Here is a 14297-nt window from a genome sequence, read left to right as displayed (position 1 = left end):
GATGGAAAACCATTTTGAGAGCCATTCCGGGATACAGGTGTAATGACACTACTGCCTTTCGGGGAAATTATTTCCTCATTTTTAATCCCGGTAATCCCGCCCGGTAAGTTGTAAGAAAAGCCCTTCAAGTCCGTCCTGTCTGTGTTCCTGCTTCAAGGCATCCAGGGTGCCCTGGCTGATGATGGTACCGCCGTCGATAAGGGCTACTTCGGTACACAGGTCTTCTGCTTCTTTTAACTGGTGTGAGGTATAAACGAGTGTAGTGCCTTTTTGATTGATCTCTTTCAGGAACTGAACAATCGCATTGCGCGATTGTACATCCACCCCCACAGTGGGCTCATCGAGGAACAGGATGCGTGGATTATTCATTACACCGATGGCCAGGTTTACCCGGCGCTTCATACCTCCCGAAAATTCTTTCAGTGGTTTATCGGCCACATGACTTAAGCCCATCACATTTAGGAGCGTTGAAATGGCATCTTTTACCTGCCGGCTGTTTAGGCCATACCAGGCGCCAAAGAATTCCATATTTTCAGCAGCACTAAGTTCTTCATAAAAGGAAAAGTCCTGTGGTACAAACCCGATGGTGTTTTTAACAAACGGACTATTGGCACGCACTTCCTTTCCAAATAGCAGTATTGAGCCGTCTTTATAGGGCAGCAATCCCGTCATCAGGCTCATCAGGGTTGTTTTCCCTGCGCCGTTCGGACCAAACAATCCAAACCGGCTGCCTTGTTTAACAGTGAGCTGGAGTTGGCGGATGATAAGCCGGGATGCACCTTTATAGCCATAGTTCAGCATCTTGATCTGTAAAGCGTCTTCGTTCAGCATGGTACTTCCGTTTACTGCTCCTGGTTTTCCTGGTTTTTTACGGCGATCTGATCCAGCACGTCGTAAAATTCCTGTCCGTATTTGCGGGTAATGGGTTCCTTTAAAAATTTATATACCGGTACCTGTAGGGAGGCGCCCAATTTACATGCCGGGCTGCACATTTTTTTCCGGGGCTCGTAGTTGAGCCGTTCATAATCACCATGTTTCCCTTTATAAGAAATAATAGGGTATAGGTGACAGCTAATGGGCTTTTTCCAGGGGATCTTGCCTTCATTGTATGCCTGTTCAAAAGCACATTTGATCAGGCCGTCCGGCTCCCGGTACGCATATACGCAGATCTCGTTGTCGGTGGGAAGCGTAGGGGTTACCCACCCAAATTCTTCGTCGTATACATATTTGCCCTTTTTTTCGATCTCTGCAATGGCTGGTGCGGGCAGATAGGGCTTAATGATTTCATAGTATTCCTCTGTCAGCTTCAATTCTGTTTCATCCAGGGGCGCGCCTGCGTCTCCGTCTTCGCAGCAGCCGCCCTTACATTTGGACAGGTCGCATACAAACTGCTTTTCAATCACATCATCGCTGATGAGTTTATTGTCGATAACGATCACTTCAATTTTTTTGCAAAATTAAGCACCCGGGGCCGGGTGCGCAGGATTTTATTTGTAAAATGCGGATCAACGTCCATTAAAGGTATGGTTGATCGTAACTTTTGCTGTTTTTACCCGGTTCTTTTCGGTTTCCATTACCGTAAACTCAAAGTCGCCGGTTCGTACTACATCGCCGGCCCGTGTAAGCTCACCGGAAAGTTCATTGATCAGCCCGCCCAGCGATTCACTGTCGCCCCTCACTTCATCAAATGTTTCGATGGGTAATTTTAATGCTTTGCACATATCGTGCAGCATGGTACGCCCTTCAAAAATGTAATTATTGTCGTCGATCTTATTGATCAGCAGGTCTTCATCATCAAATTCATCTTTCACCTCACCTACCACTTCTTCAATGATGTCCTCCATGGTAACAATGCCGCTGGTACCGCCGAACTCATCGACCACTACTGCGAAGTGGATCCGCTTTTTCTGAAAATCGAGCAGGAGGTCTTCAATCAGCTTGGTTTCCGGCACAAAATAAGGAGCACGTATCTTGGTATGCCAGTCTTTGATTTCGGACCCGTCATCCAGGTAAGGCACCAGGTCCTTGATGTTTAATACGCCGGCAATTTCATCCAGGCTGTTTTTATAAACAGGCAGGCGCGAGTAATGCAGATCACCTACCTGCTGGATCAGTTCTTCAAAAGGAGTATCATATGCCACACCGCTTACGTAAAGGCGGTTCCGCATCACCTTTTTTACGGAGATCTTTCCAAATTTCACGATCCCCTTCATGATGTTTTTTTCTTCCGGGGTTACCTCATCTGTTTGAATATCGATGGTTTCATCAATTTGCTGAATATTGGTTTCTTCCACTTTATTGGCGCCTACCGTACGGCCAAAGCTGTCGGCCACAGCAACCGTCCACCGGCTGATTCTTCTCAGGGAAAGATAAATTCCTTCAACGATCATGATGAGCACGGGCCATTCAAATGCAAAGCGCAGGTTGTTTTGAGTGGCCCATACACGCGGGAAGATTTCCACCAGGAAAAGAATGGCAAAGGCGATAATGGCGAATTTCAGGAAAATGCCCCAGGTTGTATCCAGGTATTGCGCCGGCACATAATAGTTGATCAGGTAATTGGCCAGTACAATGGTACAGATATTGACCAGGGTTTTGGCAATCAGCATGGAGGTAAAAACCTCCTTCGGTTCTTCCAGCAAATTCAGGATCCTTTTTGCGGAAGGTTGCTGCTTGGTTTTTAATACATCAATATCTTTTTCGTCCAGCGAAAAAATAGCCGCCTGCGAACCTGCAATAGAAAAAGAGATAATCACCAGCACCACCAGTGCGGCCACCAGCAGTGTTGCGTTCTGTATGCCAACAGGAAGCTGTCCCTGTACAACATCTAAAAAAACAAATACGTCAGATAGGGTTTCCAATATTTCAGTTTTCGTGAAGCAGATCTTTCAAAGGCGGCCCGTCCGCCGGTTCATCTTTTAGAAAGGGTGCAGATCAAATCCTTCGGGCCCGGTATTGCCGGTATGTTCATCGGGGGACGGAATGCCTTCTGTTTTTTTATCCAGCATGATCAGGTTTTCTCCAACCACCTCTGTTACATATTTTTTAGTGCCATCTTTATCCTCCCAGCTACGGGTACGCAGCCGCCCTTCAATATAAACCAGGCTTGCCTTGCGGAGGAACTTCTGAGCCAATTCGGCCAGTCCGCGCCATAATACAACGGTGTGCCATTCGGTTTGTGAAATCAGTTTACCGGTACGGTCTTTAAAGGTTTCGGTAGTGGCCAGCGGAAACTTTGCCACAGCGATATTGCCTTCCAGTAATTGTACATCCGGGTCTTTTCCTAAATTTCCAATCAGCATAACTCTATTAACGCCTCTCATATGATATATTTTTCCTTATTTTTTGTTTACGAAGGTTAACCTTAACAAAAACACTGGTATCCTAAAACATCCCGGCTTCTGTAAAATCTAACTAAAATTAATTTTTTTGAACGGATAAACAAAATTAAGAATGAGATTTCAGAAATCAGCAAAATGCCCTGTGCCGCCACAACACACATAAATCCCTGAAGGGTTAGGAATCGGTCATTGACGCTGCTGGTTTGCCCATTGGCAGCTGGCGGTTTGCCGGTTCATTTATAAGCCGCTTTCCGATTGGCTTCCGGGAAGGCGTAGGAGTAAAAGCGTCACGCGAGCTAAAATCAGTATAAAAGCACCGGGAACCTGCGCATCAGTGGTCATTTCCGGCTTTATTGAGGTATTGTGTGATGGTTTTGGGAAAGGGCAGGGTGTTTAAAGCTGCAGCCTTTACCCAGCTGTAGTTTTCAAATAACCCGCTTTTTTCGGCAAGCCGGTACGAAATGAAGACGGCTTTTATAAGCTGGTGACTGAGTTTTTGTGCGTATACGGGACTAACCGTAACCGCCGTTCCCTTTGGTATCCACCCTTTTTTTGTTGCTGCGGCAACGATGGCCCCGGAGCTGGTTTCTTCCTCCTTTTCAATCAGCGGAAATTCATAGAGATGCTGCCAGATATCTTTATCAAGTCGTTCTCTTACCGGCAGCGCGTTCCGGTATTGCGGCAGGAAAAAGTAAAAGTAACGGGTTCGCACGGTGGTCCTTTTTATTTTTACCGGCAGCAATGCAACAATATCTTCTTTATAGGCGACGCAATTGCTTTTAAACGGACATTGCTCACAATCGGGGTTTGCGGGTTTGCAAACCGTGGCTCCAAAATCCATGATGGCCTGGTTGTATTCGCCAGGGTGCTCTTTATCCAGCAGCTTTTCAGCCAGTTCAGTAATAATCTTTTTCCCGGCCGTGGTGTCTACGGGTTCCCGGATGCCGAAGATCCGGGCAAGCACCCGGAATACATTGCCGTCGATAACCGCGTGGGGCAGATCAAAGGCAAAGGAAGCAATAGCGGCTGCGGTATAAGGGCCGATCCCTTTCAATTTCAGGATGTCTTCATATGTTGCCGGGAACTGTCCGTTTTGCGTTGAACTTAATACACGGGCCGTGTGTATCAGGTTTTTACAGCGGGAATAGTAGCCCAGGCCTTCCCAGAGCTTAAATACTTTTTTTTCGTCGGCCTTTGCCAGGTCATGAATGGTAGGAAAAGTTATAATAAAATTTTCGTAATATTTTAGTCCTTGATCTACACGTGTTTGTTGTAAAATAATTTCGCTTAACCAAATTTTATAGGGATCTTTGACCCCCTTCCAGGGCATTTTCCGGTTGTTCTTATTTCGGTTCCAGTCAATTAAATAATGCGAAAAAAGATTATGGATCAATTTTTTATGTGTTAAAAAGTGGAGATTGTCAATTAAATTTAGTAAATTACCTTAAAATTTTTCAATTTTATAAAATTTGGATTAATAATTGATTGTAAACTATTTATTAAAGTTTTGCACATTTATTGCAGTAACTTTACGTAACAGTAATCATTAAACTATCTTAATATCAGGAACTATGCGAAAAGCAGACTTAGTAAATAAGATCTCAGACAAAACCGGTATTCCAAAGGTTGATGTGCTTGTTACTTTGGAAACGATGTTTAAGGAAGTAAAGGATACGCTTTCTTCCGGGGAGAACATCTACATCAGGGGCTTTGGCAGTTTCATAACCAAAAAGAGGGCTGCTAAGATAGGCCGGAATATTAAAAAGAATGTAGCTGTTCATATTCCGGAACACTATATCCCTGCCTTTAAGCCCGCAAAGGAGTTTACTGCTGAGGTAAAAAAACTCGTTGAGCCCAAACCGGATACGGGTCCGGGTGAGGATGCGGACGATTAGAATTCTTTAAAAAAACTTCGTTTTGTAGCGGATTGCAGTTACCTTTGCCGTCCAATTAAGGACAGTTGAAGAAACCTCAGGTAATAACAATCGCTATAGCGGTGGTGGCAATCGTGCTACTGCTGGCTTTCGGACGTACTACCCCCAAAGCGGGTCAGAAACCGGCTGCCGGTGAAACGGCGCAAAAGCAGGAGCATGACCATGCTGATCATGAGGATGCGGCCGGTGGTTTTTCCATTGATACAGTGCTTGCAATGTCGAAAAAAGAGCTTCCTGCTGATCAGGCTTTAAGGCTGGATCTCCTGGAGCAAAGCATTACCCGCGGTGATGTAAAGAAGCAAAAACTGGATGTATATCACCAGTTGGCGCATTTCTGGAAAGACACGGCAAAAGCCTTTATTCCCTATGCCTGGTTTACTGCTGAGTCTGCAAGGTTGGAAAATTCCGAAAAAAGTCTCAACTTTGCAGCCCAAATCTTTTTAAACCAGCTCTCTCAGGTTGAAAATGTGCAAACGCGTCATTGGATGGCTGAGCAGGCAAAGGACCTGTTTGAAAAGGTATTGTCTGTAAATCCCGCCAATGATTCGGCACAGGTGGGGTTGGGGGCCACTTATCTCTACGGAGGTATTGGTACGCCAATGGAAGGAATTGGAAAAATCAGGGCTGTAGTTGAAAAAGACAGTACCAATGTATATGCGCAAATGACGCTGGCCGCGGCTTCCCTTATGAGTGGTCAAAAGCAAAAAGCGCAGGAACGTTTGGAAACTGTTTTGAAATTGCAGCCGCAAAATATCCAGGCAATCCTGATGCTTGGAGATCTATACGAAAAGGATGGTAATAAAGACCAGGCGATACAGTGGTACTCAAAAGCTGTAAAACTGGTCCAAAGAGCGGACATCAAGACAGCGCTGGAAAAGCGGATTGAAGCATTAAAGAAATAACAATATTTAATTAAAGTTCATTTTAAAAAATTTATTGAGTATGCCTTGTGGTAAAAAAAGAAAACGTCATAAAATCGCAACACACAAACGTAAAAAAAGACTGAGAAAGAATCGTCATAAGAAAAGAAAATAGGATAGCGTTTTTCTTTTAAGACATTTGAAATAACAGGTAGTATTCTGTTGATATAGAAATTACCTGTTATTGCTTTTGTATGGACCGGTTTTAAATAATGATGTGAGCATACCCATCCTGTTTGCTGCCATAAAATAATATTTTGCCCCTCATTATTCTGCTAACCGTTTCTTTATAATACTTCAAGATGAGTACTCATGGTGGTTTCTCATGAATAAAGACCTTATTATTAATGCCACTCCAACAGGGGTGGACATAGCGCTACTTGAAAACAATAAACTGGTAGAGCTACATAGTGAAAAAACGGATTCCCGTTTTGCCGTTGGCGATCTTTACCTGGGCAAGGTAAAGAAACTGATGCCCGGGTTAAACGCCGCATTTATTGATCTGGGATACGAAAAGGATGCATTCCTGCACTATACGGACCTGAGCCCCTATGTAAAATCGCTGCTGAAATTTACCCAGCAGGCAATGAACCAGAGCGGCGACCAGGGAATGGATTTTTCAAAATTTGAGATCGAACCGGAAATTATTAAAACCGGTAAGATCACCGAGGTATTGAGCGGCAAGCCACATATCCTGGTGCAGATTTTGAAAGAGCCTATTGCGGCTAAAGGACCACGGCTAAGCTGCGAGCTTTCGTTGCCCGGCCGGTATATTGTCATTACCCCGTTTAACAATATTGTGGCGGTTTCCAAGAAGATCCATTCTTCTGAGGAACGGAAGCGGCTGCAAAAAATTGTGGAAGCGGTAAAGCCCCGCAACTTTGGTGTAATTGTTCGTACGGCTGCAGAGGGAAAAAATACGGCCGAACTGTATGAAGATCTGACCAACCTGGTAAACTCCTGGAAAACGATCGAGCAGAACCTGAAAGGGGCGGTGGCGCCGGCCAAGATCCTGAGCGAGCAGAATAAAACCAACAGCATTTTAAGAGACCTGCTGAATGCGGACTTTAACCGCATTATTGTAAACTCGAAGAACATTTATACAGAAACCAAGCAGTACATCCAGAAGATCGCCCCGGAAAAAGCAGAAATCGTTTCACTTTACCAAAGCCCCGGTGGCATTTTTGACTCGTTTGGCATTACAAAACAGGTAAAGGCATCATTTGGGAAAACGGTTAACCTCAACAGCGGGGCCTACCTGATCATTGAGCATACCGAAGCCCTGCATGTTATTGATGTAAACAGCGGTTACAAAAATGTAAGCAACAACCAGGAGCAAAATGCATTGGCAACGAACCTGGAGGCTGCGGAGGAAATATCGCGGCAGCTGCGGCTGCGGGATATCGGGGGCATCATTGTGGTGGACTTTATCGATATGAAACAGGCCGAGAACAAGCGCACCCTCTATGAAAAGATGGAGGAGTTTATGAAAGTAGACCGCGCACGGCACTCGGTACTTCCTATTTCCAAGTTCGGACTGATGCAGATTACCCGGCAGCGGATGCGCCCGGAGGTGAACATCAATACCCAGGAGATTTGTCCTACCTGCAATGGTACGGGCAAAATCGCTTCATCACTGATCCTGGAGGATGAGATCGAGAAGAACCTGAGCTACCTGATCACGCACAAGCATAAAGACCTGAAGCTGGTGGTGAACCCCATTGTGTTCGCCTATCTTACCAAAGGTTTCTGGTTCAATAGCAAACTTGCCAAATGGAATAAGAAATTCGGACAAAAAATAAAACTGGAACAGAACAGTACGTATCAGCTGGTGGAATACCGGTTTTTTAACAGCGAAGAGGAAGAAATTAAAATGTAAAAATTTAAGATATTGAATATTAAATGTAAAATGCAGCGGTGGTAATTGTTCCGTAATGAAGCTCACTGAGCAGCAACAGATCTTTTCTGTTTTTCATTTTATATTCAATATCTTACTTTAACCAATCCCTCAATGGAGGATCACCTTTAAGATAATGGCTGCGCATTCCCTGTGTGTAACGCTTCCCAAAGCCCTTCTGTTGGGCGAAAAAAAAGGTCGTCCGGAGTACCAGGAATGATCCGCCAGAAACCGGCTGCTATTTCGGTTTCAAGCTCGGCAGTATCCCAGCCGCAATATCCAATAAATAATTTCAGATCCTGGCTGGCATGAGGGGCCTGGTTGAGATGGGCCACGGCCTGTTTAAAATTCCCTCCGGAATAAAGGGATGCATGAACCGCTATGCCCGCTTCAATCAGATCGGGTCGGCGATGTATAAAGAACAGATGCTCCTGGTCCACCGGTCCGCCTTTATATAAAGGAAACGGAGCGCAATGACGAAATTCCACCAATTCATTGAATGCTCTTGGAAAGGGTTTGTTCATTACAAAACCCATCGCGCCGGCTGCATTATATTCAGTGATCAATAATACGGCCTGCCAGAATTCAGGATCATCCATTGCGGGTGTACTGATCAATACGATGCCGGGGCTGATGCTCATCTTTGTGCTTTGTGAAACCAATAATGTAAAGTGGGTAACTGCGGGTATTGAAACCGGGGATGAACGCGGTTAATTTTTATTGATCAGGAATTCGAAAGCCTTTAGCTGGGGCCGGTTAATAGCCCTGAGGATCTTTCTTTTTTTACCGGTAATGCGGTTGCGCGTGGCCAATTCGTGAGCGATACAAAAATTTTCGTCTGTATCCACACATGCGATCACCTTGTGTACAAACTGAACTTCCTGGTCAATATACTCGGGTGTACATTCATGTTCTTTCAGCAAGAAAATAATATCGCGGCTATAATCGTTCATTTTGTTGTTCTCAAAAAAAATGTGACATTCACACTTATAAAAATAAGATTTTTTCCGATCCAGTACAAGAATATTTTTATTCGGTAACCACTGGTAAAGAACCGGTAATTCATGAATGCGGAACAGCAAAAGAAAAACATACTGGTGGCTCCGCTTGACTGGGGGCTAGGTCATACAACGAGATGCATACCAGTAATTTATGAGCTTGTAAAGCAGGGTGCGCAGGTAATAGCAGCGGGTAATGAAGTGCAGTGCGGGTTGTTGGAAAAGGAGTTTCCGCAAATCCGTTATCTTCATCTGGAAGGGTATAATGTGCATTATACCGCTAAACGAAGCGGCTTTGTTTTCAACCTGCTCAAACAGGCGCCGCGCATATGGAAAGCGATCCGGCATGAGCACCGATGGCTGCAACATGTGGTGGCGAAATACCATATTGACGGGGTCATCAGCGACAACCGTTTCGGATTATACCATACCACGGTACCCACTGTTTTTATCACCCACCAGCTGCGGGTAAAAAATCCGCTGGGCGCGCGGATGGAAACGATTTCACAACGGATGAATTACCGGTGGATCGAAAAATTTTCCCGTTGCTGGATCCCCGATTACGCGGAGCCGCCAGGCCTTGCCGGAGACCTTTCGCATCCGGCTGTAATGCCTGCTGTTCCTTATGAATACCTGGGACCACTTTCCCGCATGCAGCCGCAAAAGGAGCGAACTGCAAAAGAAATGATATTGATTCTTTTATCCGGTCCGGAGCCGCAGCGGTCGCTTTTTGAACAGCTCCTGTGTACACAACTGAAATCGTTCAAAACAGCAAGCGTACTGGTAAGAGGGTTACCAAAAGGTGGAGGTCCGCAGCTCCCGGAACTGCCCTATACACAAGTATATGATCATCTGCCCTCCGCAGCGCTCAACCAGCTTATCAGCGATGCGGCGTATATCATTTGCAGGAGTGGCTACAGTTCGGTAATGGATCTGCAGGCGGTGGGCGCCCGGTCCATCCTGGTGCCCACGCCCGGGCAAACGGAGCAGGAATACCTGGCCGGACTGCTGAGCCAGCAACAACGCGCCATATCCAGTTCACAGGAATCCTTCCAGCTGGAAGCATTGCTTGAGAAAGCACAACAACTTCATTACGCTGCACCTTTTAGTAACTCCGCTGCTGTTTTAGAACAGGCCGTGGCACGTTTTTTAAACGATGACGCCGGTTCCGTACATACAGGGTAAGCTACCAGTGGCGCATTGGTATCGATCCCTGCGGTCATCCCTTTCAACAGTTTCAGTCTTTGGGTGAAAATGTTGTTACAAACGTTTTTTTAGCAGCCTCAAAATTGCTCCAGTCGTTCATCGCCACTTCCATTACAGCAATACCACAGGTGGGCAGGCTATCGATGCCGGTGTGGGTAAGGTCATTTACAAAATTGGTTACACCCGGGTTGTGGGCCACAATGGCCAGCGTTTGAATGTTCTCACCTTCTTTTAGCCATTCGATGGTTTCGGTAATGCCCAGTACATCTGCCAGGTAAAGGCTTTCAAAATAACGGATATGGTTTCCGGGAATGTCCAGCGTTTCGGCAAAGATCCGGGTCGTTTGCATCGTCCGCTCGGAGTTGCTGGAAAAAATCCTGTCGATATGGTATCCTTTCTCTTTAAGCAGCCTTGCCATCTTCGCGGCATTGCGCTCCCCCCTGTCGGTCAGTTTCCGTTCGATATCTTTTCCAAAACCCTGCTCGGCCTTTGCATGCCGGATGATGATCAATGTTTTCATGCACCTGTTTTCAAGAATAAAATTTAAAAATCTTCACAAGTTTAAGTAATAATACGGTTCAGACAAGCTTCTTTTTGGATGAAAGGCCAGGCCGCATCGAAATGCGGTAACCGGTCAATAATATCGTGTTTTTGGTACATAATAAAAAAAAATTTTTTGTTAAAGAAATGTTACCTTCAATACGATACTCCCTCTTTTTAATTATAAACCTAAAAAAGCCATATGAAAAGAATGAAAGCCTTTTGCTTGCTACTTGTGCTCTTTTGTCCGGTTTTTATGCTACACAGTTTTAGTCAGACTAAAACCGTCATTGGAACTGTTACGGATGATAAGAGTAGTCCAATTCCTAATGTATCTGTTGTATTAAAAGGGGCCACTTCGGGAACGGCTACGGATGCCGAAGGAAAATTTTCGATTGCGGCCAAAGCCGGCGATGAATTGGAATTTTCAAGCGTCGGATTCAAAACAGTTACGTTAAAAGCGAACCTTACAGCTCCCATGACGGTTCAGTTAACCGCCGATGTTTCCAGTTTAACAGACGTGGTGGTAATCGGGTATGGGACTGCGCGTAAAAAAGATCTTACCGGCTCGGTAGCGGTTGTTGATATGAAAGAGTTGAAACAACAACCGGCCGCCAGTCCGCTGGAAGCGTTGCAGGGCAAAGCCGCCGGGGTGCAGATCGTAAATGACGGATCGCCCGGCGCAACGCCTCAGGTCCGGATCCGTGGTTTTAGCACCATCAGTAATAATGATCCATTATATATTATAGACGGAATGCCCTATCAGGGAAAATTAAGCTGGCTGAACTCCAATGATATCGAAAGTATGCAGGTATTAAAGGACGCATCTGCTGCTTCTATCTATGGTTCCCGCGCCAATAACGGCGTTGTGATTGTTACTACCAGAAAGGGAAAATCAGGGGCACCCCGCGTAAACCTGGATATATACTATGGCAGCCAGAATCCTAACCGGGGCCGGTTTCCCAAGTATCTGAATCCCCAGCAATTTGCTGAATTTTTGTACGCCGGCTACAAAAATGCCGGGTTATCGATTGCGAACGATTATTACGGATCAGATCCCAACCATCCTACCTTACCGGAGTATTTACTTGCAGGAGGCACTTACGGTCAGAAAATTACTCCGGCGATGGCAGATCCTTCCCGGTATAATTATTCCATGGATGGGAAAACATTTTACCAGATCACCAAGGCCAACCAAACGGGAACAGACTGGTACCGGACCATTACTCAAAATGCGCCGATTCAGAATTACCAGCTTGGAGTAAGCGGTGGCGGGGAAAAAGCAAATTACGCGGTAAGCGGCGGCTATATGAACCAGGAAGGTATTGTGCGGTATACCGGGTTTAAACGCTATACCATTCGCGCCAACACCAATTTTACAGTACTGGACGGCCGTCTTCAGCTGGGTGAAAACATCCAGTATTCGCGCACACAGAACCAGGGCTTTGCCACCAATGTAAATACTGCCGGAAGTTACATGGGTGAAGGTTCTCCCATCGGCTGGGCCTACCGGATCCAAACCATTATACCGGTATACGATATCATGGGCAATTTTGCGGGCAGCCGGGGCAACCTGCTGGGAAATGCAGAGAACCCGATGGCGGCGCTCTACAGAGCCAGGGATAATGTGAGCACCTCCAATCAGTTCTTCGGAAGCGCTTTTGCCGATCTTAAGATCCTGGAATTCCTGCACCTGAAAACCACGTATGGGGTCCGGTACGAAACCTATAACGGGGTAACCGTAGGATATCCGAATCCGGAACGCGCAGAAGGAAGTTACAACAACCATACGTTCAGTGAAAACATGGGATGGGGTACAGATTGGACCTGGTCCAACACCCTTACTTATAAAAAGAGCTTTAATGAAAAACATGATCTGACCGCCATGGTTGGTACCGAGGCGGTAAAGGCCTGGGGACGCTACCTGACCGGCTCTGCTAATGGTTATTTCCTGATGGGGGATATGAACTATTATTATATGAATACGGCAACCTCTACTCCCGTTGCCAAGAATAACGATCCGATCACGCAGCCTAACTCGCTGTTTTCGATCTTCGGAAGGGTGGACTACGGGTACCTGGACCGGTACCTGATCTCCGGAACCCTGCGCCGGGATGGCTCCTCGCGGTTTGGACCCAATAATAAGTATGGTAATTTCCCCGCTGTGAGCCTGGCCTGGAGGGTGTCTAACGAAGCATTTATGAAAAGCGTAACCTGGGTAGATGACCTGAAGCTGCGTGCCGGCTGGGGTGTTACCGGTAACCAGTCGATACCCGATTTCCAATACCTGAAACTGTTGCAGGCTTCTATTAACAGTGCCAACTACCCCATTAACGGTACCGGTCTTTCCAGCGGGGTATGGACCTATAGTTATGATAACCCCGATATTAAATGGGAACAGGCCCAGTCTCTGAATGTGGGAATCGACTTTACCCTGCTGCGTCATAAATTAGACGGGTCGTTTGATGTGTATAACAAAAAAACGGTAGACATGCTTTATAAGCTGGATCTGCCGGCACAGGCCATCGGTGGCGGATCATCACCTTATGTAAACCTGGGTGAAATGAGCAACAAGGGTTTTGAACTGGTATTAAATTATCATTATGCCAGCCCTGCCAATAACAATCCTTTTACGTTTGATGCCGGCGTAAATTTTTCAAGAAACATCAACAAGCTGGTTTCACTGAGGGAAGGCGTTAAAAAAGTGAATATGCTTACCAACCGTTCTGTGATTCCCTCGGTGATCATGGCCGGTCTTCCCTTTGGTGCTTTTTACGGGTATAAGGTAGAGGGTATTTTTAAAACAGACCAGGAAATTTCCGGTGCAGCCAAACAGACCGGTGCGCATTTAGGAGGATTCCGTTATGCAGATGTATCCGGCCCGGATGGTAAACCGGATGGTATTATTGATGACCAGGACCTTACTTTTATCGGCAGCCCGCATCCAGACTTTATCTATGGTTTGAACCTGAATGCAAGCTATAGCAACTTTGATATTTCGCTCGCCTTTAACGGGTCCCAGGGAAACAAGATCTTCGATTTTACACGCCTGTACACAGATCTTAGCCTGTTTGACGGTGCTGTAAGTGACCGGATGCTGAATGCCTGGAGTCCTGAAAATCCCAATAGTGATATACCGGCGCCCAACCGGAACCGGCCCGCTATTGAAATGTTGTCCAACAGCTATTTCGTACAGGATGGCAGTTATTTAAAATTGAAATTGGTACAGATCGGTTATAATTTCAAACCGGGCGGTGCCTTTAAAGACAAAATCAAAAACCTGCGGTTGTATGTAAGCGGTACAAACCTGTTTACCGTTACTAAATACAGCGGACTGGATCCGGAAGTAACTTCTTCTCCGGGAGTAGGAACTTATACGGCTCCGGGGGTAGACCTGGGGATGTATCCAATGTCTCGCCAGTACCTGGTTGGTTTAAACGTTACATTTTAAACATTGATTT

Annotated in this window: 13 protein-coding genes; 5 read left to right on the top strand and 8 right to left on the bottom strand. The window is 45.8% G+C overall.

What is annotated here, in order from left to right:
* Positions 1–81 precede the first annotated feature (81 nt).
* From LQ567_RS14195 to mutY, 5 genes are all read right to left on the bottom strand, one after another.
* Complete coding sequence (locus LQ567_RS14195; RefSeq protein WP_231005181.1) at positions 82–831, bottom strand: ABC transporter ATP-binding protein; 750 nt, start codon at positions 829–831, stop codon at positions 82–84.
* A gap of 11 nt (positions 832–842) precedes the next feature.
* Complete coding sequence (locus LQ567_RS14190; RefSeq protein WP_231005180.1) at positions 843–1439, bottom strand: DUF3109 family protein; 597 nt, start codon at positions 1437–1439, stop codon at positions 843–845.
* Between the two features lie 66 nt (positions 1440–1505).
* Positions 1506–2861: a gliding motility-associated protein GldE gene (gldE, locus tag LQ567_RS14185; RefSeq protein WP_231005179.1), complete on the bottom strand. Its 1356-nt coding sequence runs from the start codon at positions 2859–2861 to the stop codon at positions 1506–1508.
* A gap of 57 nt (positions 2862–2918) precedes the next feature.
* Entirely contained in the window at positions 2919–3323 is a 405-nt protein-coding gene (locus tag LQ567_RS14180; protein ID WP_231005178.1) for a single-stranded DNA-binding protein, read from the bottom strand.
* Between the two features lie 349 nt (positions 3324–3672).
* Positions 3673–4734: an A/G-specific adenine glycosylase gene (gene mutY / locus LQ567_RS14175; RefSeq protein WP_231005177.1), complete on the bottom strand. Its 1062-nt coding sequence runs from the start codon at positions 4732–4734 to the stop codon at positions 3673–3675.
* A 178-nt stretch (positions 4735–4912) separates the two neighbouring features.
* Between mutY and LQ567_RS14170 the strand changes: the two genes are divergently transcribed.
* The 3 genes from LQ567_RS14170 (at position 4913) to LQ567_RS14155 (ending at position 8074) form a co-directional block, all read left to right on the top strand.
* Entirely contained in the window at positions 4913–5236 is a 324-nt protein-coding gene (locus tag LQ567_RS14170) for an HU family DNA-binding protein (protein WP_231005176.1), read from the top strand.
* A gap of 65 nt (positions 5237–5301) precedes the next feature.
* Positions 5302–6177: a tetratricopeptide repeat protein gene (locus LQ567_RS14165; protein ID WP_231005175.1), complete on the top strand. Its 876-nt coding sequence runs from the start codon at positions 5302–5304 to the stop codon at positions 6175–6177.
* A gap of 343 nt (positions 6178–6520) precedes the next feature.
* Positions 6521–8074 carry an Rne/Rng family ribonuclease gene (locus tag LQ567_RS14155; protein ID WP_231005174.1) on the top strand — a complete coding sequence of 518 codons (1554 nt, stop codon included), beginning with the start codon at positions 6521–6523 and terminating at the stop codon, positions 8072–8074.
* A gap of 146 nt (positions 8075–8220) precedes the next feature.
* Here the strand turns inward: LQ567_RS14155 and LQ567_RS14150 are convergent, their stop codons facing one another.
* Together LQ567_RS14150 and LQ567_RS14145 are read right to left on the bottom strand one after the other, a co-directional pair.
* On the bottom strand, positions 8221–8733 hold the full coding sequence (locus LQ567_RS14150; protein WP_231005173.1) for a YqgE/AlgH family protein: 513 nt from the start codon (positions 8731–8733) through the stop codon (positions 8221–8223).
* A 69-nt stretch (positions 8734–8802) separates the two neighbouring features.
* Complete coding sequence (locus tag LQ567_RS14145) at positions 8803–9045, bottom strand: hypothetical protein (protein ID WP_231005172.1); 243 nt, start codon at positions 9043–9045, stop codon at positions 8803–8805.
* Between the two features lie 111 nt (positions 9046–9156).
* On the opposite strand from LQ567_RS14145, the gene LQ567_RS14140 reads away from it, so the two are divergent.
* Entirely contained in the window at positions 9157–10275 is a 1119-nt protein-coding gene (locus LQ567_RS14140; protein WP_231005171.1) for a glycosyltransferase, read from the top strand.
* Positions 10276–10327: 52 nt separating this feature from the next.
* Here the strand turns inward: LQ567_RS14140 and LQ567_RS14135 are convergent, their stop codons facing one another.
* Entirely contained in the window at positions 10328–10816 is a 489-nt protein-coding gene (locus tag LQ567_RS14135) for a SixA phosphatase family protein (protein WP_231005170.1), read from the bottom strand.
* A gap of 222 nt (positions 10817–11038) precedes the next feature.
* Between LQ567_RS14135 and LQ567_RS14130 the strand changes: the two genes are divergently transcribed.
* Positions 11039–14287 carry a SusC/RagA family TonB-linked outer membrane protein gene (locus LQ567_RS14130; RefSeq protein ID WP_231005169.1) on the top strand — a complete coding sequence of 1083 codons (3249 nt, stop codon included), beginning with the start codon at positions 11039–11041 and terminating at the stop codon, positions 14285–14287.
* Positions 14288–14297: the final 10 nt, after the last annotated feature.

The sequence above is a fragment of the Niabella pedocola genome (assembly GCF_021044425.1).
Taxonomy (GTDB): Bacteria; Bacteroidota; Bacteroidia; order Chitinophagales; family Chitinophagaceae; genus Niabella; species Niabella pedocola.
The sequence above is the reverse complement of the archived record's forward strand: the minus strand, read 5'-3'. Positions and strand labels throughout refer to the sequence as shown.